Source organism: Rhodococcus erythropolis R138 (genome assembly GCF_000696675.2).
Taxonomy (GTDB): Bacteria; Actinomycetota; Actinomycetes; order Mycobacteriales; family Mycobacteriaceae; genus Rhodococcus_F; species Rhodococcus_F erythropolis.
On record NZ_CP007255.1, the window covers coordinates 5224244 to 5247974 of the forward strand.

At 63.3% G+C, this 23731-nt stretch carries 22 protein-coding genes; 10 read left to right on the top strand and 12 right to left on the bottom strand.

The features are described from left to right. Window positions 1-94: 94 nt before the first annotated feature. From H351_RS23915 to H351_RS23930, 4 genes are read right to left on the bottom strand one after another with little or no spacing between them, the layout of a single operon-like run. Window positions 95-592: a type III secretion system chaperone family protein gene (locus H351_RS23915; RefSeq protein WP_029254833.1), complete on the bottom strand. Its 498-nt coding sequence runs from the start codon at window positions 590-592 to the stop codon at window positions 95-97. Continuing rightward, window positions 589-1917 carry a D-inositol-3-phosphate glycosyltransferase gene (gene mshA / locus H351_RS23920; protein WP_019744394.1) on the bottom strand — a complete coding sequence of 443 codons (1329 nt, stop codon included), beginning with the start codon at window positions 1915-1917 and terminating at the stop codon, window positions 589-591. Before mshA ends, H351_RS23915 begins: the two co-directional genes overlap by 4 nt. A 42-nt stretch (window positions 1918-1959) precedes the next feature. Further along, entirely contained in the window at window positions 1960-2787 is an 828-nt protein-coding gene (locus H351_RS23925) for an alpha/beta fold hydrolase (RefSeq protein ID WP_020906763.1), read from the bottom strand. Then, window positions 2733-3959: an MFS transporter gene (locus tag H351_RS23930; protein WP_019744396.1), complete on the bottom strand. Its 1227-nt coding sequence runs from the start codon at window positions 3957-3959 to the stop codon at window positions 2733-2735. Before H351_RS23930 ends, H351_RS23925 begins: the two co-directional genes overlap by 55 nt. A gap of 111 nt (window positions 3960-4070) precedes the next feature. Between H351_RS23930 and H351_RS23935 the strand changes: the two genes are divergently transcribed. From H351_RS23935 to H351_RS23945, 3 genes are all read left to right on the top strand, one after another. Then, window positions 4071-4844: a PIG-L family deacetylase gene (locus H351_RS23935; protein WP_019744397.1), complete on the top strand. Its 774-nt coding sequence runs from the start codon at window positions 4071-4073 to the stop codon at window positions 4842-4844. A gap of 65 nt (window positions 4845-4909) precedes the next feature. Then, a complete protein-coding gene (locus tag H351_RS23940) occupies window positions 4910-5302 on the top strand; it encodes a PaaI family thioesterase (protein ID WP_003942017.1) in 393 nt (130 codons plus the stop codon). Beyond that, entirely contained in the window at window positions 5299-6303 is a 1005-nt protein-coding gene (locus tag H351_RS23945; protein WP_019744398.1) for a tocopherol cyclase family protein, read from the top strand. The genes H351_RS23940 and H351_RS23945 overlap by 4 nt, the downstream gene beginning before the upstream one ends. Here the strand turns inward: H351_RS23945 and H351_RS23950 are convergent. Next, a complete protein-coding gene (locus H351_RS23950) occupies window positions 6269-7138 on the bottom strand; it encodes a LysR family transcriptional regulator (protein WP_029254832.1) in 870 nt (289 codons plus the stop codon). The genes H351_RS23945 and H351_RS23950 overlap by 35 nt on opposite strands. A 70-nt stretch (window positions 7139-7208) precedes the next feature. Here H351_RS23950 and H351_RS23955 point away from each other — a divergent pair, with 70 nt between their 5' ends. Beyond that, complete coding sequence (locus tag H351_RS23955; RefSeq protein ID WP_019744400.1) at window positions 7209-7568, top strand: YybH family protein; 360 nt, start codon at window positions 7209-7211, stop codon at window positions 7566-7568. Between the two features lie 15 nt (window positions 7569-7583). Here the strand turns inward: H351_RS23955 and H351_RS23960 are convergent, their stop codons facing one another. Then, window positions 7584-8855, bottom strand: coding sequence for an ROK family transcriptional regulator (locus H351_RS23960; protein ID WP_020906761.1), 1272 nt, complete (start codon window positions 8853-8855; stop codon window positions 7584-7586). A gap of 342 nt (window positions 8856-9197) precedes the next feature. Between H351_RS23960 and H351_RS23965 the strand changes: the two genes are divergently transcribed. From H351_RS23965 to H351_RS23975, 3 genes are read left to right on the top strand one after another with little or no spacing between them, the layout of a single operon-like run. Continuing rightward, window positions 9198-10193: a TauD/TfdA dioxygenase family protein gene (locus H351_RS23965; RefSeq protein WP_029254831.1), complete on the top strand. Its 996-nt coding sequence runs from the start codon at window positions 9198-9200 to the stop codon at window positions 10191-10193. Next, a complete protein-coding gene (locus H351_RS23970; RefSeq protein WP_029254830.1) occupies window positions 10190-12511 on the top strand; it encodes an arylsulfatase in 2322 nt (773 codons plus the stop codon). The genes H351_RS23965 and H351_RS23970 overlap by 4 nt, the downstream gene beginning before the upstream one ends. 15 nt (window positions 12512-12526) lie before the next feature. After that, window positions 12527-13276: an SDR family NAD(P)-dependent oxidoreductase gene (locus tag H351_RS23975; RefSeq protein WP_003942076.1), complete on the top strand. Its 750-nt coding sequence runs from the start codon at window positions 12527-12529 to the stop codon at window positions 13274-13276. A gap of 19 nt (window positions 13277-13295) precedes the next feature. Here the strand turns inward: H351_RS23975 and H351_RS23980 are convergent, their stop codons facing one another. The 4 genes from H351_RS23980 to H351_RS23995 form a co-directional block, all read right to left on the bottom strand. After that, window positions 13296-14057: an ESX secretion-associated protein EspG gene (locus tag H351_RS23980; RefSeq protein WP_029254829.1), complete on the bottom strand. Its 762-nt coding sequence runs from the start codon at window positions 14055-14057 to the stop codon at window positions 13296-13298. Then, on the bottom strand, window positions 14054-15604 hold the full coding sequence (locus H351_RS23985; protein ID WP_029254828.1) for a hypothetical protein: 1551 nt from the start codon (window positions 15602-15604) through the stop codon (window positions 14054-14056). The genes H351_RS23980 and H351_RS23985 overlap by 4 nt, the downstream gene beginning before the upstream one ends. 127 nt (window positions 15605-15731) lie before the next feature. Then, window positions 15732-16928 carry a L,D-transpeptidase gene (locus tag H351_RS23990; protein ID WP_029254827.1) on the bottom strand — a complete coding sequence of 399 codons (1197 nt, stop codon included), beginning with the start codon at window positions 16926-16928 and terminating at the stop codon, window positions 15732-15734. 32 nt (window positions 16929-16960) lie between these two features. Next, complete coding sequence (locus tag H351_RS23995; RefSeq protein ID WP_020906754.1) at window positions 16961-18004, bottom strand: UDP-N-acetylmuramate dehydrogenase; 1044 nt, start codon at window positions 18002-18004, stop codon at window positions 16961-16963. A gap of 74 nt (window positions 18005-18078) precedes the next feature. On the opposite strand from H351_RS23995, the gene H351_RS24000 reads away from it, so the two are divergent. The 3 genes from H351_RS24000 to H351_RS24010 all read left to right on the top strand — a co-directional run bounded on the left by H351_RS24000 (window position 18079) and on the right by H351_RS24010 (window position 19949). After that, complete coding sequence (locus H351_RS24000; protein WP_019744408.1) at window positions 18079-18576, top strand: DUF2505 domain-containing protein; 498 nt, start codon at window positions 18079-18081, stop codon at window positions 18574-18576. Window positions 18577-18652: 76 nt separating this feature from the next. Then, the gene (locus H351_RS24005; RefSeq protein ID WP_019744409.1) at window positions 18653-19153 is read left to right on the top strand and encodes a DUF2505 domain-containing protein; all 501 of its coding nucleotides are present in this window, start codon (window positions 18653-18655) and stop codon (window positions 19151-19153) included. Window positions 19154-19160: 7 nt separating this feature from the next. Further along, window positions 19161-19949 carry a hypothetical protein gene (locus tag H351_RS24010; RefSeq protein ID WP_020968914.1) on the top strand — a complete coding sequence of 263 codons (789 nt, stop codon included), beginning with the start codon at window positions 19161-19163 and terminating at the stop codon, window positions 19947-19949. A 70-nt stretch (window positions 19950-20019) separates the two neighbouring features. On the opposite strand, the gene H351_RS24015 is transcribed toward H351_RS24010, so the two are convergent. Then, window positions 20020-22062 carry an Ig-like domain-containing protein gene (locus H351_RS24015; RefSeq protein WP_029254826.1) on the bottom strand — a complete coding sequence of 681 codons (2043 nt, stop codon included), beginning with the start codon at window positions 22060-22062 and terminating at the stop codon, window positions 20020-20022. 81 nt (window positions 22063-22143) lie between these two features. Further along, a complete protein-coding gene (locus tag H351_RS24020; protein WP_037120193.1) occupies window positions 22144-23574 on the bottom strand; it encodes an Ig-like domain-containing protein in 1431 nt (476 codons plus the stop codon). Window positions 23575-23731 lie beyond the last annotated feature (157 nt).

Consider the following 23731-nt stretch of genomic DNA (forward strand, 5'->3'; position numbering starts at 1 on the left):
CTGTGACTCACGGGAACAGTATTATTCCGTGACGACAGTCACAAGTAAAGGCCACTTTACGTGACACATCCGCGATGTGTCTCACCCCGCTCGATCAGCTCTGCGCGGGCTCCTCCTCGATGAGGTGCTTGAACGGTTCGAGATTCGCCAGCGACTCGCCTCGCGACACCCGCCATGCCCACTCACGCTTGATGGACGAGGAGAAGCCGAGTTCGAGGATGACGTTGAAATCGCCGTCGGCGGCTTCGAGAACCTGACCGAGCACTCGGTCGAGTTCATCGCCGGTCACGGCATGCTCCGCGATCTTGCCGACCAGGTAGATGTCCCCGACCTTGTCGAGTGTGTACGCCACCCCGTACAGACGGCGGTTGCGCTTGAGCAGGAACTTGTAGACGCCCTCGAAGTTCTCGTCCACCTTGCGGCACACGAAGGCCTCGACCCGCACACCGTGCTTGCCGACGGTGAGCAGAGTCGACGTCTTGAGTTTGTGTTCACCGGGAAGTTCGACGATGAAATGCGCGTCGTCTTTTCTGGTGAATTCGAGTTCGCGCTCGGTGAGAGCCTGCTCGATGGTGTCCGAAATGCTGCTCATGTACGCACTCCCCCGGTCCGGCGCAGACGCCACAGACCCCGCGCACGGCGGGGCGAGAAGTCGCTTGGACCGGTTCCGTTGTTGTAGTTGACTGCGGCTTTGCGATAGCTCTCGAGCAAACCGTCCGCGGTGTGTTCCCACGAGAAATTCTCGGCGTGACGCGGTGCCTGCGCGGCGAGTTCGGCCAAGCGCGTCGGCGCTGTCACCAAAGATTCGAGGGCGCCGGCCCAGTCTTCGGTGCGGTGTCCTTGAACCAGCAGGCCTGTCTCCCCGTTGCGTACGGCTACTCCCAGTCCGCCGACGTCGGCGGCGATCACGGGAGTTCCGCAGGCTTGAGCTTCGATGGCGACCAACCCGAAGGACTCCGAATAGCTCGGCACCGCAACCAGATCCGAGGCACGGTAGACATCGGCGAGACGCTCCGGTGCCTGCGGTGGCAAGAACGTCACCTGCGCGGTGATACCGAGTGATCGTGCAAGTTCGATCAGCACGTCCGGCCGCGCGAGACCAGTTCCGGACGGGCCACCGACGACGAGGATGCGCAGCGGCAACCCGGGCCTGCGGCTGATCACTTCGGCTGCAGCACGCAGCAGAACGTCCGGCGCTTTGAGCGGTTGGATGCGGCCGACGAAAGTCACCACGATCTCGCCCGGGTCCAACCCCAACGACGCGCGGGCTGAATCGCGATCGCCCGGTCGATAGCGGGTGAGATCGGCGCCGGGAGCCACGACGTCGATACGCGTGGGATCTGCGCCGTACAACTCGTGCAGCGCCTTGGCTTCGTCGGTGGTGTTGGCGACCAGGCGATCGGACTCGGCGACTACTTGCTGCTCGCCGATCTGACGTGCTGCCGGCTCCGGGGTGTCTCCCTCGGCAAGCGAAAGATTCTTCACCGCCGCGAGGGTGTGTGCAGTGTGTACGAGGGGAACGCCCCAACGGTCGCGAGCCAGCCAGCCGACCTGCCCGGACAACCAGTAGTGCGAGTGGATCAGGCTGTAGTACCCGGGCTCGTGTCGCGCTTCCTCCCGTAGAACGCCCGCGACGAAGGCACACAGTTGAGTCGGCAGATCCGCCTTGTCCAGCCCTTCGAAGGGACCAGCTGCAATGTTCCGAACCCGCACTCCGGGAGCGGCGTCCACCACGGGTGCGTCGGCCGAGGACGTCGCGCGGGTGAATATCTCCACCTCGACGCCACGTTTGGCGAGCTGAATCGCGGATTGCAGAACGTAGACGTTCATCCCACCCGCGTCACCGGTGCCGGGTTGCGCCAATGGCGAGGTGTGGACCGAGAGAACGGCCACCCGGCGAGGGCGCGAAATGTGCATGGGCGTCACGACTCCATACTGCCCCCTCACCGGGCGCGAACTCTAACCGAGGCTCGAGATGAAGGTTCGCACTTCGGACACGAATCGTGTCGGATCCTCCACGAACGGGCCGTGATTGCAGCCTTCCCAGTACGACGCCTGGGACTTGGGAATCAGTTCCTCGGCGTGCTTACCTGCACTCACGTCGACGACGGAGTCCTCGGTTCCGTGCAGAACGAGAACGGGGATATCCAGGTTGCGAAGCAAGTCGTCGTGACCGACAGCACGGTTGAACAATGCTGCGCGCACCCGCGGACGAGTCGAGAGGCTGTACCCGAACAAGGCCTGCGACGCTGCACCCTTGCCCTCGGGTGGGCCGGTGAGAGCGTTACCGAAAGCGCCGAGTGCCCTGATCGCCTCGCGGGGATCTTCGGACATCGCGCCGGGAACCGCGCTACGCATCGCCGAGCCGACCTTGCCGCCCTTCTCCCCGCGGCCGATGCTGGTGATCGCACCGACCAGAACCGCACCCGCCACCGCGCCGGTTCCGTGCGCTGCCAGATAATCGCAGATCACCAGACCGCCGTACGACCAGCCGAGCAGTATCGCGTTCTCGGTGACGCCTTCTGCCGCGAGAACAGCCGCGACGTCGCCGGCCCAGTTCGCGGAGTCGTCGTATCCGGTTTCGGGAGCATCGGAGTAACCGTGGCCGCGCAGATCGACAGCGATCAGGCGGTAGTCCGCAGCCAGGTCCGCGAGGACCTGCTCGCCCCAGCACTGCGACGACTGAGCCCAGCCGTGCAGCAGCACCAGCGGGGTCCCCGCCGAATTTCCGGTTACTCGATAGACGATGGACGTGCCGTCGACGCTGACGGCTTCACGAATAGACATGCCGTCACGATAGAGGCTGCGACTGCAGCGCCGACCGCGAGCATGTACGCCGACGAGACGTCGTAGCGGTCGATCAGTTGCCCGGCCAGCGCAGACCCGAGCGCCACGCCGACGCCGAGGCCGGTGACCGTCAGGGTCATTCCCTCCGTGAGCTTTTCCGGGGGGACGATCTGTTCGACCAGGGCTGTCGCGATGATGAGCGTCGGTGCGACGGTCGCCCCTGCCAGCACGTATGCACCCGCGAGTGCGGCCACGTTTCCGACCAGGAGTAGTGGGACGCTGAGAACGGCGACCGCGGAGGACGCGATCATCAGTTGACCGCGCAGCGATCGCGCCGGGTGCATCGACCCGAAGATCAGTCCCGCGATTCCCGAGCCGCCGGCGAACAGCGCGAGGACCAGCGTCGCGGATCCCGGCGAATTCTGTTCCTGGGTGAACGCGATGGCGCCGACGTCGATGACGCCGAAGATCGTTCCGAGCATCACCATGATCACGATGACGATCCACATCACGTGGTTACCGAGAACCGACCGTCCGCGGCCGGGTCGGCGCGGATGCACCTTCGGTTCGGTTCCGCGCTGTATGACCAGCAGCAGGGTTCCGGTGACCAGCAGAATCAGTCCCGCCAGCGGTCCGGCCTCGGGAAAGAGCCCGATGCTCAGGCCGACCGAAATGACGGGGCCCGCCACGAAACAGAGTTCGTCCACCACGGATTCGAAGGCGAAGGCGGTGCGCAGCTGAGGTTTTCCGACATAGATCGCCACCCACCTGGCGCGGATCATCGCGCCGATCGTCGGGGTGGCGCCGCCGGGGACGACCAGAACGAAAAGCAGCCAATCGGGAGCTTCCATCCGCACTGCGAGCAAGAGCGCCCCGATCGCCGTGACGCTCACGGCTGCGGCAATCGGCAGGACCGCACGCTGGCCGAAGCGGTCGACCGCACGTGAGACCGCGGGCGCGATGATCGCCGACGAGAGCGCAAAAACCGCGGCGAGCGCGCCGGCGAGCGCGTAGTCACCACGAAGTTGCGAGATCATCGTCACGATTCCGATGCCGATCATGGCGATCGGCAGCCTTGCGACAAATCCGGCGGCTGAGAAGGCGACCGATCCGGGGGCGGCAAAGATCTCGCGGTAGGCGCTCAGCAGGCCTTTGTTGGTGGATTCGCTCATGTCAGCTTCTCGTGCACTGAACAAGGTTCACAGAGCCGAGGCCGACTCGACAAATCGTTTTCACTGTGCGCTCGGGTTGACCTGTCGGTAACTTGCCTTACGATTGCGCGAATGAGTGTCCTGGTGTGTTTCCACGCCCATCCCGATGACGAAGTTTTCACTACGGGTGGCGTGATGAGAATGGCCGCCGACGCAGGTCACCGCGTCGTAGTCGTCACCGCTACCGACGGTGCTCTCGGCGAATTCCCCGACGGCCTGTTGGACGAATACGAGACGTTGGCTCAGCGCCGCAGCCGTGAACTCGAGGCGTCCACCGACGCGTTGGGCGCCAATCGCGTCGTGTCCCTGCATTACCCGGATTCCGGGATGGTGGGTACGCCCGAGAACGAGAATCCGGAAGCGTTCTGCAACGTCGACGTCGAGAAGGCCGCCGAGCGTCTGGCCGAGGTACTTCGTGAAGAGAACGCCGATGTCCTGACCATCTACGACCCCAACGGCGGATACGGGCACCCGGATCACATCCAGGTCCACCATGTCGGCGTCCGGGCCGCAGAACTCGCAGGCACGCCGTTCGTCTACGAGGCGTCCACCAACCGCGATCACATGAAGATGCTGATGCAGGCCAACCCCGAGTGGACCGAAGAGGCGCAGCCGCCGGACATCGAATCGTTCGGGCTTCCGGCAGACCAACTCACCACCGCCGTCGATGTCAGTTCGGTGATCTCGTCCAAGCGCGCGGCCATGTACGCGCACGCGACGCAGGTCGGCGATTTCGGCCCGTTCCTCGAAATGCCGACGGAGCAGCTCGCCGCGGCATTCGGCACCGAGTGGTTCCGTCGCCGCAACGCGCCGGAAGGTCTGTCCGAAACCGCCCTTCCCCTCTGAAGTCACCGCCCTCGATAAACCGAAGTCCCGACGGAGGTTTCGGCGGCTCGTTACCATCGGTAGGCATGGACCTCGAACAACTTGTCGCGAGCATGCCTTTTGCAGTTCACACCGGAATTCAGTTGGACAGCGCGGCACCCGAACAGGTTGTCGGCCATCTGGATTGGGACAGCCACCGCACCACCGCCGGCAACGGAATGCACGGCGGCGCCTTGATGACGCTGGCAGACAGCGTCGGCGCCGTCTGTGCATTCCTCAATCTTCCGCCCGGTGCAAGCACTTCCACCACCAGTTCGTCGACCGTGTTCACTCGCGGGGTGCGCAAGGGCACGGTCACCGCAACCGCCCGGCCATTGCATGCGGGGCGCAGCACCGTCGCGGTCGTGACCGAGATTCGCGACGACGAAGGCCGCCTCGTCGCTCAGGTCACCGCATCACAGGCAGTATTGGGACCGTGAAGCGTCCCGCGTACCGCGCCTCGGGTGCCACCCTGCCGTACGGCAATCTGCTTGCCTCCCATGATGTTGCGATGGAGGGTTACTTCTGGCGATTCACGATGCCAGGCAGCGGACGGGTGGTGATCGCGCTCGCCGGAATCAACAAGTCCGACGGCGGCAACTGGTCGACGCTCGGTCTCGCGGCGCATCCAGGCGGATTCCTCCGTACCGCCGAACATCCGAGCGGATCGGCCGATCCACGGATCCTGGGGGCCTACGCCGACAACGCTTTCCGCGGCAATGCCGATCGACTGCAGGTCGATTTCGGCGACAGCCATCTCGACGTGCGGATCAGCAATCAGCGATTCTGGCCGCATCGCCGCTTCGGGGGATCGAGCTACTTCCAATCAGTTCCCGCACTCAATCAATACTGGCATCCGTGGCTGCTCGGCGGCCGGGTCGAGGGAAGCGCCGTCATCGACGGGCAGAACTGGGATCTCACCGGGGCACAGGTGTACGGCGAGAAGAACTGGGGAAAGGGAGGATTCCCGGAATCCTGGTGGTGGGGACAGGCACAGGGGTTCACCGATCCGCGAGCCTGCGTGGCGTTTGCCGGCGGCCAGGTCAGCGCCGGACCTCTGCGCACCGAAGTCACCGCCGTCGTTGCCGCGCTACCGGACGGAACGGTATTGCGGCTGGGTAATCCGCTGACGTCACAGGTGGAGACGACGGTGTCCGACGATCGCTGGACTCTTCGCGGCTACAGCCGGAAGTGGAGCGTCGACATCGACGGGACCGCGCCCATCGCCGACGCACATATTCTTCCTGTTCCGATACCTGCCGAGCGTCGAAACGTGCCAGGAGCGCTCGAGCATCTCGGTGGAACCATGTCGGTCATCGTCCGCCGGCGCGGCACCATAGTCTGGAAGGACAGGTCACGGTTGGCTGCTCTCGAGCACGGCGGATTGGATCGGGCGCAGGCCGAACTCACTCGGCGGGAACAGCTCTCGCAAGATCGATGAGAGCGGAGGCCGCCGGATTCTTGCCGCCCGACGAACGCCAGACCAATTCCAGCCGAGATCGTGCTTCCGGTTCGAGATCGATCCGATGCAACTCCCCCACTGTCGACTCCGGAAGCACGGCCATTCCCAGCCCCTGCGCTGCCAATGAAACGATGATGCCGAGGTTGCTTGCCTCGAGCGCAACCGTCGGCTTGGTGCCGGCGGCGGCGCACGCGAAGTCCAGACACGTTCTGATGCCGGTTCCCTCCGGCAGACAGATGACCGATTGCGTCGCGAGTTCGGCAAACGGCAGAGACGACACCTCGGCCAGCGGATGATCCGCCGCCACTCCGGCCACCAGTCGTTCGTCGGTGATCACCCTCGATTCGAGCCCTTCCGGCAGCTTGCCCGCCACCCCGATGACGGCTATGTCGAAGGTTCCGTCCAACACTCCGGCAAGCAAACTGCGCGAATCGTCCTCGGCCAGCGAAATGTCCAGTCCGGGGTGTTTGTTGTGCAACCGACTGAGCAGATCTGTGAGGTCGGCGGAAGCGCAGGCGGTAACCATCCCGACCGAAACGGAACCCCGAACCAGTCCGTTCAAGGCATCGACAGCGTCGCGGGTGCTCTGAACGGAAGCAAGTGCAGCGTAGGCGTGCGGGAGGACAGCTCGCCCGGCGTCGGTCAGACAAACGGTTCGACCACTACGATCGAGCAATTCCTGCCCCAACTCACGTTCGAGCCGTTTGACCTGCGCACTCACACCCGGTTGGGCTACGTGAAGCCGCTCGGCGGCGCGAGTGAAGTTGGCTTCCTCCACTACCGTGACAAAGTATTCGAGCTGCCGAAGTTCCATAACTGCTGATTCTAGCTGCGAGACAAACTAGATCTTGGACTTATCGACGGCGGGCTAGAACGATGGAAGCATGACAACAACAGATGACGTTCAGAAGGCCGGAACCCCGGAAGACATCGCGAAGCTTTTTGTGCAGTTCGCCAACGCTGGTGACGCAGACGCCGTCGCCGCACTCTACGAGGAGGATGCGGTGATGGCCTTCCCGCCCGGATCCCTCACGGTGGGCCGCCAAGCCATCCGCGAGGTGATCTCTCAGATGCTGGCAGCTGCACCGAGATTCACCGTCGAGGAATCTCTACCGACGGTGATCAGCGGCGACCTCGCCATGACCTCGACCAAGCCTTCCGACGGAACCGGCGGGCGCACGCAGGTCGCGCGCCGCCAGTCCGACGGATCATGGTTGCGAGTCTTGGATCGACCGGAACTCTGACTACCCTCTTCGCAGTCAGACGGCCGACGCACGACGCATGGCCGCAGCGGGATCAGCAAACAGTGAACTCAGCGACACGACCGTGGAAGCGTATTCCTGAACCCGATTACCGAAACCGGTAATTCGAATGTCCTTACGCTCCAACGAGGATGCCGTCGAGAAAGCCTCGGCGACATGGGGTACTCCGGCGGGATAGTCGGTGAATGCCTGACCACCCAGAATCACACGATCCGGGTTGAACAGGTCACGCAGCATTGCCACCGTCCGGCCGAGGACGCGTGCTCGATCAACCAGAAGCTCGTGTGCCGGAATGGAACCCGACGACGCAGCCCGGTAGACGTCCGCGATCGTGACACGCTCACTGCCCTGGATCACTGCGCCCGAAGACAAAGCCTGCGCGACTACGGCGCGGTCACTGATCGTTGCTTCAAGGCAACCCACGGCGCCGCAGGTGCACCGTGCGGACGAACCCGTCGGAAGGTGCGCGATCGAACCGGGTCCGCTGGACGGCGTGTGTACTCGACCTTCGAAAGTGATTGCGATACCGGCGGTTTCACGGGCGTAGAAGTACAGCCCGGTAGTACCCGGCGTCGGGGCTTCGGCACGGTCGGTGCTGAGCAGAAGTTCCGACGCAGCCATCGCCTCGACGTGGGCGGCGACTGATACAGGAAGGTCCAAGCCGGCTCCGATGATGGATCCGACTTTGGCGCCCTTCCACCCCAGGCGCGGGTGATCGACTACTCCGGTCGCCGAATCGACGCGACCGCCGATGGCCACGCCGACGGCGAGGGGACGACGCTTGTGCCACCGTGAGGCAAACGATTTGGCCGAGCGCGCAATGGTGGCAAGCGCGACAGCAGAATTGGTGGCGGGAGTCGGAATCTCGACGGCGCCGAGCACCTTGCCACGAATGTCGCTGGCGATGATGCTGGTCACGACGGCCCCGATATGAATGCCCACGGTCAAGTACGGCTCGTGGTTGACCTCGAACGGAACCCGCGGACGCCCGATGGCGCCGGAGGCCGTCAAGTCTGCGCGTTCGCGCAGGATCCCGAGGTCCAGCAGGCTCGTGACCTGACGGTTCACGGTGGCAATACTCAGTCCGGACGCTTTCGCCGCGGTATCGCGAGAGAGCGGTCCGCGGGATCGAGCAATGCGCAACACCGTCGCGGACGGTCCGTCGGCAATGCGCAGTTCGGGCACGACGATCTGGGTACGGGTCCGCGTTCCCGAGAGCGCGGTTCGCGATCGGATGTTCGGAATGGCGGAGATGGTGGGTGTCGACATGGCTGTCCCTTGCAGAAGGAGGAGAAGGCGCATATCTCTGTCGACCGCGAAATCAGCTTTTGCGCTGGTCAAGCGAAGAGAAAGACAGGAAAGGCGCAGAAATTAGCTGCAGAAAGAACGGCGGCGACAACACAGCTCTCGCGCCAAGGGCAGACGCGAACCAAGCGCAGCGGTCACATAGGTGACCCGCAAAGCGGCAGGCTGGTCGGTCGACATGGCTCCAAAAGTAGCAGCTTCACCGAGATTCACAAATCAGGTGCGGTAACGATCACACTGACCACAACCCTGTCGAGGCGGATTCTCGCGTGTTTGGGTGGGTGCACTCCCCACGAAAGGTGCACCATGTCTACAGCTTTCGCCAAGCCAACCCTCACGGACGCGGCATCAACGAACGGGGCGGCTGCCGGCGCCGCTCGCGGCACTGTCACCCCCCTCGGCGCGCATATCGGCGCCCGAATCGACGGAATCACTCTCGGCGAGCACCTCGATCCGGCGACGATCTCACTCATCCGACAGGCGCTTCTCGAACACAAGGTGATCTTCTTCCGCGGACAGAACCACCTCGACAACGATTCGCAGTACGAGTTCGCCCAGCTGTTGGGCACCCCGACCACTGCCCACCCCACGGTGAAGTCGCACGGCGCAAAAGTTCTGCCCATCGATTCGGACCTGGGCAAGGCCAACAGTTGGCACACCGACGTCACCTTCGTCGATCGCATCCCCAAAGCTTCGATCCTGCGCGCGGTGCAGCTACCCGAATACGGCGGTTCCACGACGTGGGCGTCAGGGGTAGCCGCGTACAACGGACTGCCGGATCCACTCAAGGCGCTCGCGGAGAACCTCTGGGCTCGCCACACGAACGTCTACGATTACGCGGCCACCAGCGCCGAGCGTCTCACCGAAGATCGCACGTCCGCCTACCGCGAGGAGTTCCAGTCCACGTACTTCGAGACGGAGCACCCTGTGGTGCGTGTCCACCCCGAAACCGGAGAACGCACGCTCGTCCTCGGACATTTTGTCAAGAACTTCGTCGGGTTGAGCACCGAACAGTCGAACGGTGTGTTCAAGCTCTTGCAGGATCACGCCATCAAGCTCGAGTACACGACGCGCTGGAACTGGGAAGCGGGTGACGTCGCGATCTGGGACAACCGGGCCACCCAGCATTACGCGATCGCAGACTACGACGACCAGTACCGGCGTCTGGAGCGCATCACACTTGCCGGCGACATCCCGGTCAACATCCATGGGGAACGAAGCCGCAGTATCGCCGGCGACGCTTCCGAGTATTCGGTTATCGAAGGTGCAGTTGCGGCAGAAGGTGCCTCGAACAACTCATGACTCACGCAGATTCCGCCCTTCCGCCGCACGCGCGCGGTTACGAAGGCTTCGAGGGTCGAATCGGCCGCACCGCAGCCGATTCGACCCCGGCGTGGCCCACAGCCACGACCCCGCCTCTCGGATCACCCAACATCGTCGTGGTTCTGATCGACGACATGGGATACAGCGACATCGGACCGTTCGGCTCCGAGATCGAGACTCCCACCCTCGACCACCTTGCCTCGCAGGGCATTCGAATGACCAACTATCACACGACGCCCCTCTGCTCGCCGTCGCGCGCCGCGCTTCTCACCGGCCTCAATCCGCACCGCGCCGGGTACGGATTTGTTGCCAACGCCGATCCGGGATACCCCGGACTGCGTCTGGAATTGGCCGACGACGTCCAGACACTCCCCGAAATCCTCCGCGGCGCAGGCTATGCGACCTATGCGGTGGGCAAGTGGCATCTCGTGCGCGACGCAAACCTCGCCCCAGGACGAAGTCGTGATTCCTGGCCGACACAGCGTGGATTCGATCGCTACTACGGCTCACTCGAAGGACTCAATTCCTTCTATTATCCCAATCAATTGATCTCCGACAATTCTGTGGTCGACGTCGACGAGTATCCCGAGGGCTACTACCTCACCGACGATCTGACCGACAAGGCCGTCGGGTACATCAAGGACCTTCGCGCCCACGATCAGGACAAGCCGTTCTTTCTCTACTTCGCACACGTCGCCATGCACGGACCCTTACAGGCCAAGCCCGCCGATCAGGCGAAATACCGCGGTCGCTACGACGAGGGCTGGGATCGAATCCGCGAGTCGCGGTTCGCCTCTCAGCTACTGCAGGGACTCTTTCCGGAGGGGACACGACAGGCACCGCGTAACTCCGAACCCGGATTCGACGTGCCCGAATGGGATTCGCTCACGCCGGAGGTGCAGTCTCGGTTCGCCCGCTACATGGAGGTGTACGCGGCGATGGTCGACTCGATCGATCAGAGCGTCGGACGCATCGTCGACACCCTGGACGAACTGGGCGAACTCGACAACACGATCATCGTCTTCACCTCGGACAACGGCGGCACCGCCGAGGGCGGTTCGGACGGGACTCGAAGCTACTTCGCGCAGTTCGCACATATTCAGGATCCGGACTGGGTGGGCGATGTCCCACACGACGAATCCCTCATCGGCGGACCTGAATTGGGCGTGCACTATCCACGTGGATGGGGGCAGACGTCCAACACCCCCTTCCGGTTCTACAAAGGGCAATCCTTTGCCGGCGGGATCCGTGTTCCCTTCCTCCTGTCCTGGCCCGCGGGATTGAAACCCGAAGCGGGCGACAACGGGATCCGCGACCAGTTCGCGTATGTCACCGACCTGACGCCGACGCTTCTCGAACTGGCCGGAATCGAAACCCCCACCGTGCGAAACGGGCTGCCGGTCAAGGAGTTCGACGGTGTGTCGAGCGCGCCGGTTCTGCGTTCACCCACCGCTCCGAGTACCCACACCGAGCAGTACACCGAGGTGACCGGAATCCGCGGCTACTACAAGGACGGATGGAAACTGCTGGCGCTCGCTCCCGCTGACATCGACAAACCGCACTGGCAATTGTTCGACGTCCGAGCCGACCCGACCGAGCTCGACGACCTCGCATCACGGTTTCCCGACAAGGTTCGCGAACTCGCCGAGGCCTGGGATCACTCGGCGTGGGCGAACACCGTGTTTCCTCTACTGGGCAATACCGTCGGCGCGGTTCGCCGTCCGGAGGAAGAGGCACTCTCACGCCCGGTGCGACTACTTGCGGGAACGCCCCCGCTGGAGCGCTACCGCTCATCCAAACTGATCGGGTTCCGTGACTTCGACATCACGATCGAACTCGACGGTTACCGCGAAGGCGACGCCGGCGTCCTTGTCGCCCATGGGGATCCACAAGGTGGATATCTTCTCTACGTCGAGGACGGCAACCTGCATCTCGGATACAACGCCTTCGGTTCCTACTCCGTGGTCGATGCGGGGCCATTGCCGGTCGGCACCAAACGAATCGACGTGTCCGTGGCGGTGTTACCGCGGTTGCGTTGGGATCTCCACGTCAGCGTCGACGGCATTCACGCGGGCCAACTGCTCGGGCAAGTACAACTGGTCGGGATGGCGCCGTGGACCGGCATCTCGGTCGGGGTCGACGCCAGAGGACCTGTGTCGTGGGAAGTACGACGACGCCACGGACCATTCCGGTACAGCGGGGCGCTGCGCGCCGTCACCTACACCCCTGGCCCGGTCAAGGTACCGCGTCGTCACATTGAATCCATCGAACGGGAAGCAGAGTATGCCGCCGACTAGCCCTACGATTGCATCATGACCATTTCTTCCGATGCCCGCATCGCCGTAGTCACCGGAGCCAGCTCCGGAATCGGTGAGGCCACCGCCCGCACCCTGGCAGCTCAGGGATTCCACGTCGTGATCGGTGCTCGCCGCGTCGATCGTCTCGAGAAGATCGCCGAGGAAATCGGTGGTACCGCTCTCGAACTCGACGTCACCGACGAGGATTCCGTCGACGCGTTCGCGGCCGTGGTCCCCCGTGTCGACGTGTTGGTCAACAACGCGGGTGGTGCAAAGGGTCTGGCAACGGTCCTGGACGCCGATCTGGACGACTGGCGGTGGATGTGGGAGACCAATGTCCTGGGCACGTTGCGTGTGACGAAGGCACTGCTGCCCAAGCTGATCGATTCGGGTGACGGTCTGGTCGTGACCATCACCTCGGTGGCCGCGCTGGAGGCATACGACAACGGCTCGGGCTACACCACCGCCAAACACGCTCAAGCCGTCCTTCATCGGACATTGCGCGGTGAACTGTTGGGTAAGCCCGTTCGACTGACCGAAATCGCACCGGGAGCCGTCGAGACGGAGTTCTCACTCGTCCGGTTCGAGGGCGATCAGGACAAGGCCGACAAGGTGTACGAGGGAATCACACCGTTGGTAGCGCAGGACATCGCCGAGATCATCGGGTTTGTCGCGTCCCGGCCGTCACACGTGAACCTCGATCAGATCATCGTCAAGCCGCGGGATCAGGCAAGCCCCGGTCGGTTCCATCGCACCACCAGCTAGCTCGAATCGCACCGAACAGCTAGAGCCTCGGGCGAATCGACTGACGGAGGACGGAGTCGAGATTGCGTGCAATCTCGGCCTCCGTCACTTCCGCGGAAGCGCCGCGGGCACTCACGGTTTCACCCGCGGTGATGATGTACCGACCGTCGCCGGCATAGTCGTACCAGTGGAATGTTATTCCGTCGTCTGTCGGCCTGCTGTCGACGGCTCCTCCCGGGTATGCGGTGACTTCACCGATCGAGGTCCGCTCTCGGCCGAAGAATCTGCTCACTTCCTCGCTCCCGCGCGCACCGGCTGCGCTGCTCAGAAAGCTCTGCCTCCCGGCAGTTTTCGGCCTTTCGATGTTCAGGCCACGCTCCGATCCAGCGGGGCAGGTCGGCAGGTGATCGACGAGCATCCGTGGAATTGCCGATGGGCGTGCGACGGTGAAAACCACGTCGGAGCCACAGTCGACAGTCCTGCCGGGCAGTTGAGTCAGGAGCACACCCAGGTCGCCGGCAACAACACCGTGCAATCGCGTCACCGTACTCATCTTCTGCCCATGGAAACCGGAAACCTCCACACGAGCATCAGGATTCGCAAGAGCACCGAGAACGTGATGCAGCCGATCGTCGAGCACGGCAGACAGGTGCGCTCCCGCTCGACGTCGCGCCGCTGTCAACTCGATCATGGTGTCGGCCGCCGGACGAAACCGCAGCGGGTACGGGAGTCGGTCACGTCCGACCGCTTCCCAGAGAATCTGGAATTCGAGGCCGGTGAACTGCCATTGCATGGTGGTCATTCGCCCAGTACCGCCGGGGAGACCATGGGTAGGTCGCCGATCAGGGCGTTACCGTTCTCGACGGTGACGAGGTAGCCGGGGGTGTCGTGAACGTTGTCTTCGTCTTGCCCTTGCCCTCGTCCCGGTGCCATGCCGCCGACGCCACCCATCGCACCCCGACCACTCTGCGCGCCCGTCGCCGAAGTACCGCCAGTTCCGTTGACTCCCCCACGTCCGCCACCGGCGAGGCCACCGCCGCCGCCAGGGCCTCCAGGTCCGAGGGCTCCACCTGGCCCGAAGCCGCCGGTACCGATTCCACCGGCAGAACCTCCACCCGAACCGCTACCCACCAGGCCTGACGGCACGCCGGAACCGAGCTGAGCACCATTCGGAGTTGCACGGGCAAGGCCATCCGGCGCTGCACCGGCGGACAGTGGACCGGCATGTGCCGCGGTGGTCCCGGCCGGGCCGGAATCGTTTGCGGACCGGGCGGCGTCGGCACCGGAATTCCCTTGGGTGTCAACACCACTACGGTTGTCACCATTTCCGGAATTGGGGCCTAAAGGGTTCTGACCGGAACCGTCTCCGGCCGGATTTGCACCGCCGGAGTTTCCACCGTCCACTCCTCCACCAACTCCGCCACCCGACGCCGATGGCGCGCCGAGCCCGTTCCCCGTTCCCGAGGCCATACCTCCGCCGGAACCACCACCACCGAATGCGCCGCCACTTCCAGCCCCGCCACTTCCAGCCCCGCCACTTCCAGCCCCGCCATTGCCGGTGACCGGATTGAAAGCGGCCGGGAGGATCGGCACCTGGTCGTCCGCACGCTTCATGTACGGCAGATACACGTCCTTCATCACCTGGCGCGCTTGACGTTCGGCTTCTTCCGCTTCGTATTGGGCCTGCTTCCACGTAGCCCCGGGAACCAGGCTGAGAAACCTCTCGACCGTCGAGGCGCCGTCGGGTGCCGGAATCGAGCGTTTGGCCTCGTCGAGTGCGATCTTCGCCTCCTCGATCTTGTTCGAGATCAGATCGACCCGCACCTTCAGCTCACCCGCATCGGCCGAGTAGGCCAGCACTGCTTCCAACGCAGCCGAGCCGCCGCGCCCCTGCCAGCCTTCGGTGATTGCACCGTTCACATCGTTCTGGAACTTCCCGATGCCAGATTCCACCCGGCCGGCAATTGCCTTCCAGGCCTCACCGATTGCACTCAGGGTTGCCGGATTCATCTCGTTGACGTGGTCGAAGATTTCGGAGTGCGACATCGCATCGAAAGGATCGTCGTCCACGATTGCATGTTCGCTGTACTCGAGCGATGACGTCTGGGCGGTGAGGGCATCGCGCTCACCCCAGGCTCGTGCGCGCTCTGCATCGGCGTCGGCGGTCGCAACAGCCATCTCGTCGTCGAACGCGCCGCGGTCGTCGGTTACGGATTGCACCAGAGCAGATGTAGCGACTGCGCTCGCGATGGGAGCGCCGACAACTGGCAACGCCGCCACGCCGGACGGGACGGCATGCGTCGCTTCGGAGATCCTGCCAAGCACATCTTCCAGAAATGGAATGCCCACCGCTGCCCCCTCACGTCGAAATCCCCGTCAGACTCCCCCGAGCCGACAGCGCTTACCTGTATTGACGCAAGCAACGCCCGGATGGTTCCGCTCGTCGACGGATTTCTCGGTTCACAGCAGTAGAGACTTACGCCAGTGCAGACATCGACTTCCAGGTCGGCAAATCGATCGCCCAGTCGTAGATGTCGCCGTCCGCAGGCGACAGGTCGATCGACGTGCCGGTCACCTCGACGGGGTCACCGTAGAGGGCGGTTCCGAAGTATTCCTGCGCGTCGGATGTCGACAGGTTGATGCAACCGTTCGTGACGTTCGACGAGCCCTGTACCCCGGTGGTCTCAGGATTGGCGTGGATGAATTCGCCGTTGTTGGAGATGCGCACCGCCCAACGCTCACGCACGTTCTCGTAGAACGGCGGATTGGACATCATGAAGTCTTCGTACTTCTCCGTCACCATGTGAATGCCACTGCGCGTGACGTTTCGAGGTTCGTTTCCCTCGCCGTAGCTGACGGGAATGTCCATGATCGTCTGACCGTCTCGCACCACCTGCATGCGGTGGCTCGGCGCGTTCGCCTTCACGATCTGGCTACGACCGATCGTGAAGTCGAGCGTGAGATCCTGGTCGCCGTACGCGCCACCGCCGTAGTTCAAGCCGTAGAGCTTGGCGTCCAGATGGACAGTTGTGCCCGGCACCCAGTAATCGGCCGGTCGCCAATGGGCCCGTGATCCGCCGTTGTCGTCGGCCAGCCATGCCCACGATCCGGCGGTGGGCGGCACGGTGGTCACGACAAGCGCCTTCTCGACGGCCGCCTTGTCGACGACGGAGTTGTCGAACTGCAACGTGATCGGTGCCGCGATACCAACTTCCTGGCCGTCGGCGATGTTGAGGGTGGCGCCGGTGGTCGACTCCGGGGCGACCGTCGTAAAGCTCCCCTGCACTGGCACAGATTTGCCGTCGGTTCCGGTTGCCGAGCCCGACCACGAATACGTGGTGCCGTAGCCGAGTGCCTCACTGACGGTGAACGTCGTCTTGTCAGGCGAGAGTTGTCCGGCGACGGCCTTACCGGCCGCGTTGCTGAGATTGACGTCGGCCAGTGTTCCCTGGGTCACCGCAACCGAGACGGGCGCGACCGGGCTGACGTCTTTGGTACCGGGTGCCGGCGTCGACACCACGGTCGCAACAGGTGCTGGTTCGGCGGCCGCCGCACCGCCCTGTCCGTCCTTGCCACCGATCGTGCAGCCGACAGCGGCCACCATCACAGCGAGCAATACAGCTACCAACGCAACAAGACGCGAACGACTTCTCCGACCACCCAGCTCATGCACTTCAACAGGCTACCTGCGGGCTCCGTCAGGAATCAGATGGTGAAGCCCACAGTTACCGGTTCCGGTTCAAGGTGGACACCGAACGCGGCTTCGACGCCGTCGCGAACCGTCCGCGCGAGCGAGACCACATCCGCGCTCGTTGCCGACCCTCTGTTGGTCAACGCCAAGGTGTGTTTCGTCGACAGCCTGGCCGGTGCATCTTCACCGGGATAACCCTTCGAGAATCCGGCCCGTTCGATCAACCATCCGGCCGAGAGCTTGGTTCCACCACTGCCCGGGAACTGCGGCACGGTGACGTCTCCGAGCTGTTCGGTTATTGCTCCGAGCACAGCGGGCAGCTTGTCGTCCGGCACCACGGGGTTGGTGAAGAAGGAACCCGCGCTCCACGTGTCGTGGTCGTACGGATCGAGCACCATCGCCTTGCCGGTCCGCAATCCCAGAACCGCCTCGCGGACCTGCGACGCAGGCAACCGCTCACCTTCCTCGGCCCCGAGTGCGGTGAACAGTTCGCGGTACGCGAGCGGGGCGCTCAATCCGTCGGTCGACGCATCGAATTCGACGGCGAGAACCACTGCTGCATCGGAATGCTTGAGAACACTCGACCGGTAGCCCAACTCGAGTTTCGACGGTTCGACCCACGACACTTCGCCGCTGCGTCGGTCGAGCAATTGAACCTGCCGGAGCCGCGAGCCCACCTCGACGCCGTACGCGCCGACGTTCTGCACCGGCGTCGCACCGGTCGAGCCCGGAATCCCGGACAGGCATTCGAGGCCGCCCAGTTCCGCGGCGACGGATTGGCCGACTACTTCGTCCCACACTGCGCCCGCTTCGGCAATGACGCGGTCCGTGTCGAGGCTCACGGTGGTGTTGGCCACACGAACGACAACTCCGTCGAATCCCGCGTCCGAGATCACGAGATTGGATCCGCCGGCGAGAATCAGCGTCGGGATCTGCTCGCGATCGAGCAGCGTCACGACGTCGATCAACGACTGCGTCGTCGGGCATTCGGCGAGCAGCCGCGCCGGTCCTCCGATTCGGAGCGTCGTCAATCCCGACAAGTCAACGTTCTCGGACACGAAAGCGCCTGATTCCACGACGCGTCTGCCAATGGTTACGTCCCACACATCGATAAACGGTAGCCTCCACAATCGTGAGCCGTCGCATCGAGCATTCGTCGAAGTACACAGTCCCCGCCGAGAAGGTCCATGAGGCGGTGACCTCCGAGCAGTACTGGCGCGACCGAATCGTCGCTGTCGGTGGTCCCGGCGCGGCGATCGAAGAGCTGACCGTTCGCGACGAGACCGTCGCGGTCACGATGTCGCAGATCATTGCTGCCGAGCATCTCCCGAGCATGGTGTCGAAGGTCGTCAACGGCGACATCGTCATCAAGCGCAGTGAGACGATGGCTCCTTTCAAGGACGGCAAGGCCACTGGCACCTTCTCCGCCCACGTCGACGGTGTTCCCGCCCGTATCGAGGGCACGCAGGTCCTGACTGGCGACGAGAACTCCGCCACTCTCGAGATCGAGGGTGAGGTCGAGGTCAAGATCCCGTTCCTCGGCGGAAAGATCGAAAGCGCGATCGTCGACGAGGTTGTCCGGCTCATCCAGGCCGAACAGGACTTCACCCGGGAGTGGATCGCGAAGTAAAATTCTGCGGGCGGCGATAGTTGTGGATACGGCCAATTTGGCTTGTCACAGCGCGTAACAGGTATTCTTTCCGATCATGGCTCGCCGCATCGACTACTCCGCCCGCTATCAGCACTCCCCCGAGCAGGTCTACGCGGCACTGGCGGACCGCTCGTACTGGGAGGCCCGCGTCGAGGAGATGCGCAAGCATTCCGAGAACCATGTGGAACATTTCGAGGTCACCGATTCCGGAATCGATCTCGTACTGCACCACATTCTTCCGCGCACCGATTTGCCGGACATTGCTCAGACGGTGATGAAGAAGGATCTGGTCATCACGCGCAAGGAGTCGTACGGCGCCTTCGGTGACACCGTGACCGGAACGTACGAAGCGTCCATCCCGGCCGGGCCGGGGAATCTGTCCGGGACCATGGAATTGTTCGCGACCGATACCGGGTCCACGCTGCGAACCACGTCCGAGGCGAAGGTCTTCATACCGTTCATCGGCGCGAAGTTGGAACAGCTCATGCTCATCAACCTCGTCGATCTGTTCCGCACCGAAGCTCAGGTCACGGCGACCTGGCTCGCCGCACGCTGAAGCCGGCGTGAAGAAGGCTCCACCCCCGAAGATCGAGGGGGTCATCACCCGTGGCACGACGGGGATCAACAGACTGCGACGAAGTGACCGGTGGATCGTCCACAACCGCACTATCGCGCACGCCCTGAACAACGCGGCCGATCCGTTGATCGTCGACCTCGGGTACGGGGCGAGGCCGGACACCACCTTCGAGATGGCAAGCCGCCTCACCGCTGTCCGGCGGGATCGACGCGTCATCGGGCTCGAGATCGACCCCGCCCGCGTGGTCGAGAGTCGTGACGGTGTCAGCTTCGCCCGTGGCGGATTCGAACTGGCCGGTCTCACACCCGTTTTCGTACGCGCCTTCAACGTCCTCCGGCAGTATCCGGAAGACGCCGTGGACTCTGCGTGGGCGCACATTCAGTCCGGCCTCGCCCCGGGCGGACTGCTACTCGACGGAACCTGCGACGAGCTCGGAAGGCGTTGCGCCTGGGTGCTTCTCGACGCCGATCGTCCATTGACCCTGACACTGGCCTGGGACCCCTTCGACATCGAGCGTCCTTCCGACATCGCGGAACGTCTCCCGAAGGCTCTCATTCACCGCAACGTTCCAGGTGAGCCGATCCACGCGCTGCTCAGCGCGGCCGATCGAGCCTGGGCCACCGCTGCGCCACACGCCTCGTTCGGACCTCGACACCGCTGGGCTGCCGCATTGGAAATTCTTCGGGCGCAAGGAATTCCCGTGCAGCCCGCGCGACGACGTCTTCGCGACTGCATCCTGACGGTGCCATGGCATGTCGTAGCGCCGAACCCCTGAACTCGCAGACGGGAAACGCCTCGCCGCGGAGGAGGTCTCCGCGGCGAGGCGTCTGTGTGCAAGCGTCGGGCTAGGACCCGAAGATGTTTTCCAGGCTTCCCAGCGAACCTGTCGAACTGCCGCCGTTGCCGGGATCGCCGCCGTCGGGCTCTGCTGTGACCTTGACGGTAACTGCGGCCTGGGTCTCGGAACCGAGGTAGCCGTCAGTTCCGCTGAACACCGCGGTGATTCGGCGATCTCCGAGTTCGGTGAAGGTGTGCGAGAGCGTGGCCTTACCGTTCACTACCGCAACCGGTCCACCGATCGGGGTGGTTCCGTCCATGAACTGAACGGTTCCTGCGCTGAGCGTAGGTGCCACTGCCGCAACGAGATCAACCTTCGCGCCCTTGACCGCTGACGCCGGAGCGCTCACGGTGATGGACGTTTCCTGATCCTCCGCGGCCGGAGCCGTGACCGAAACCGAGTGAGCGGCCGAGGTAGAGGTGAGGAATCCTGTTGCACCCGAGTAGACGGCCGTGATGTCGTGCGTACCGACGCTCGCGAACTCGTGCATGATCGACGCCTTGCCCTCGACGACCGGCACCGGCGAGCCGAGATTGCCCGAGCCGTCCTTGAACTGCACTGTGCCGCCAACCGGCGTCGGCGTGACGGTTACGGACAGACCAACTGCCGTACCGGTTTTTGCATCCGCCGGAACGGTCAAGACCGTCTGGGTCTGCTGGTCGGTGGGAGCCGGCGCCTTGACGTTCACGGTCTGGGCGTTCGATGTCGAGCCCAGGTAGTTACCCGAACCCGAGAACACTGCGGTGATGCTGTACTCACCCGCCACGTTGAAGATCGGCGTGGTTGTCGCTTTTCCGGTTGCGTCCACGGGAATCGGGGAGCCCAGATCCCTGCCACTTTCCTTGAACTGCACGGTGCCACCTGCAACACCGGTCGAGACAGAGGCAGTGAACGACAATGCCTCACCGGTCGACGCCGTCGACGGGCCGACGAGTGTGGTCGTTGTGTTCTCCTCGACCACCACCGGAGCGACTGTCAGCGCATGGGGCGCCGACGTCGAAGTCTGGTAGACACCGGAACCGGAGTACACCGCCACGATCGAATGCGCTCCGACTGCATAGGAATTCGCCAGCGACGCCTTGCCGTTGGCATCGACGGTAACGGCGCCGCCGAGGTCGGTTGCACCGTCTTTGAACTGCACCGTGCCACCCGCCGGAGTAGGCGACACCGTAGCCTCGACGGTCACGGACTCACCTGCAACTGCACTTGCGGGACCGGTGATCGCGGTTGCAGTGCTCTTGTGCGCTTCGGACACGACGACGTCGACAGCTGACGACGTGGAGGTCGCCACCTTTGCATTTCCGAGGTACTTGGCCGTCACGCTGTGGGTTCGGACGTCAGCCGGTGTCCAGGCAAGTGTTGCAACACCATTGGCGAGCGCGCCCGCACCGATCTTGGTGGCACCGTCGAAGAACTCCACCGAATCACCGTCGGCACCACCGGTCACCGTCGCACTCAGCGGAACAGGTTGTCCCAACTTCACGCCACTGGCCGGTGACAGCGTCGTCGCCGAAATGTTCTTCGACACCGTCACCGCCGGGCCCTTGTTCTGGAAATCGGAACTCGTCACTGACGCGTTGTAATGCACCGAAGTATCCAACGGCACCTCACGCGCACAATCCGCGCCCACCGTGTACTTGAACTCGAAAGTCTTCGAGTCGTTGTTGTACAGCGGCCACTCTGTCAGTGACCCCTTCACACGAACAAAATCAGCACCCTTGGACTCGACACTCCGCGTCGAACCATTCACCTTCGCCGAACCCTCGACGTACGTCAGACATGTCGGATGAACATCCTTGATCGCATACAGGTAATCCACGACGATGTTCTTCCGCTTGAACACAGTCTTCACGGTGATCGTCTCGCCCTCGGACGGAGTCACATTGCTGATCGTCCGCGTGTATTCGTAGTTGTTCGCATTCCACGTCAACGAACCCGGTGTCTCCGGCGCAGCTCCCGCAACCCCGAGACCCGTAACCGCCGCGAAACCCGCAGCAACAGCAAACACACTCAAACCTGCAACTGCACGACGTGCAGAACCTACAGACATAGATTTTCCTTCTCGAGAAGTGAGGGATATGGGTGATGCCCCACCACCTGAAGCGGGCGGGGCATCACCGGGTATCGATTGCTAGGAGCCGAAGATGTTGCCGAGGCTGCCGAGCGAACCGGTGCCGTTGCCTGGTTCTTCACCGTCGACCGGTGCGGCGATCTGGACGGAGACCTGATCGGAGGATGCCGTCACTGTGCCGGCGCCCGAGTACTCCGCCGCGACAATTCGCTGACCCTGAGTTGCGGGCTTCCACGAAAGGCTGGCCTTTCCGGATGAATCGACCGTAGCCGTGCCGATGACGGTCTCGCCGTCCTTGAAGGTGACTGTGCCACCGGCATTTGCAGGACTGATCTGAGCGGAGATCGTCTGTGCAACGCCGACCTGCCCCGCTACTACGCTGAGATCTGTTGTGGAGCTAGTTGTTCCGGCGGGCTGTTCGGCGACTGTCACATTCGCGGTGGTACTCGACCCGGTGACGCCGGATCTGCCGGCGAACACAGCCTCGACGTTCTGCGCACCGGCAACCGTCGGAACCCAGGCGTAGGTCGCTTCACCGTTGCCTGCCACCGGCACCGAAGCGAGCACCGTCCCGTCGACCTTGAACGTGACCGTTCCACCGGTGCCCGACGCGGACACAGTCGCTTTGAGAGTGGTCGACTTGCCGACCTGCGCGCCCGAGATCGGCGCCAGCGTCGTACTGGACTGAGCATCGGCCTGCGAAACATTCACGATCAGCGCTGCCGAAGCGGAACCGACGGCACGCGCCGTGTCGGCGAACTTCGCTGTGATCGAGTGATCTCCACGGGTGGTCGGTGTCCAGGCAAGTGTTGCAACACCATTGGCGAGCGCGCCCGCACCGATCTTGGAACCTGCGTCGAAGAACTCCACCGAATCACCGTCGGCACCACCGGTCACCGTCGCACTCAACGTCACCGGCTGCCCCACCTGAGCGCCACTGACCGGTGACACGGCCGTCGTCGACACGTTCTTCTGAACATTGATCGACGGGCCACGACCATTCGTCGTGTCGTCAACGAACACCGTCCCGTCGAAATGCACCGTCGTCGACAAATTGGTACCACGAGCACAATCCGCGCCGACGCGATACTGGAATTCGAACGTCTTGACGTCACCGCCCCACATCGGCCACTCCGTAGCACCCGCACTCAACCGAACAGAATCAGTAGCCACCTCGTTGACACGGAACGCACTACCGTTCACCGTCGCCGAACCATCGACATACGTCATACACGCCGGATGAAAATCGCGCACCGCATACAGATTGTGAACCCCAGCAGTTCGCTTGAACACCGTCTTCGACGTGATCACATCACCCTCGGACGGCGTGCCGTTACTGATCGTCCGAGTCACCTTGTACCCATCGGAATTGAACTCAGCCGTCACCGGAGCCGCACCAGCAACCCCGACACCCGCAACCACCGCGAAACCTGCAGCAACAGCAAAGACACTCAAACCACCGACAACACGACGAACACCACTCACGGACATCCACATCCCTCTCGCACACGGGAGCAGACAGCCGTCCAGGACAAGCGTCCGTCTGCTTTTGATGCCGTGACGTTATCCCATTGACTGTAAAGTAACTACGCTTTTCACCGAATTAGTTCATCGCCGACATCACCAAGCTGCAGCGATCATGGGTCGA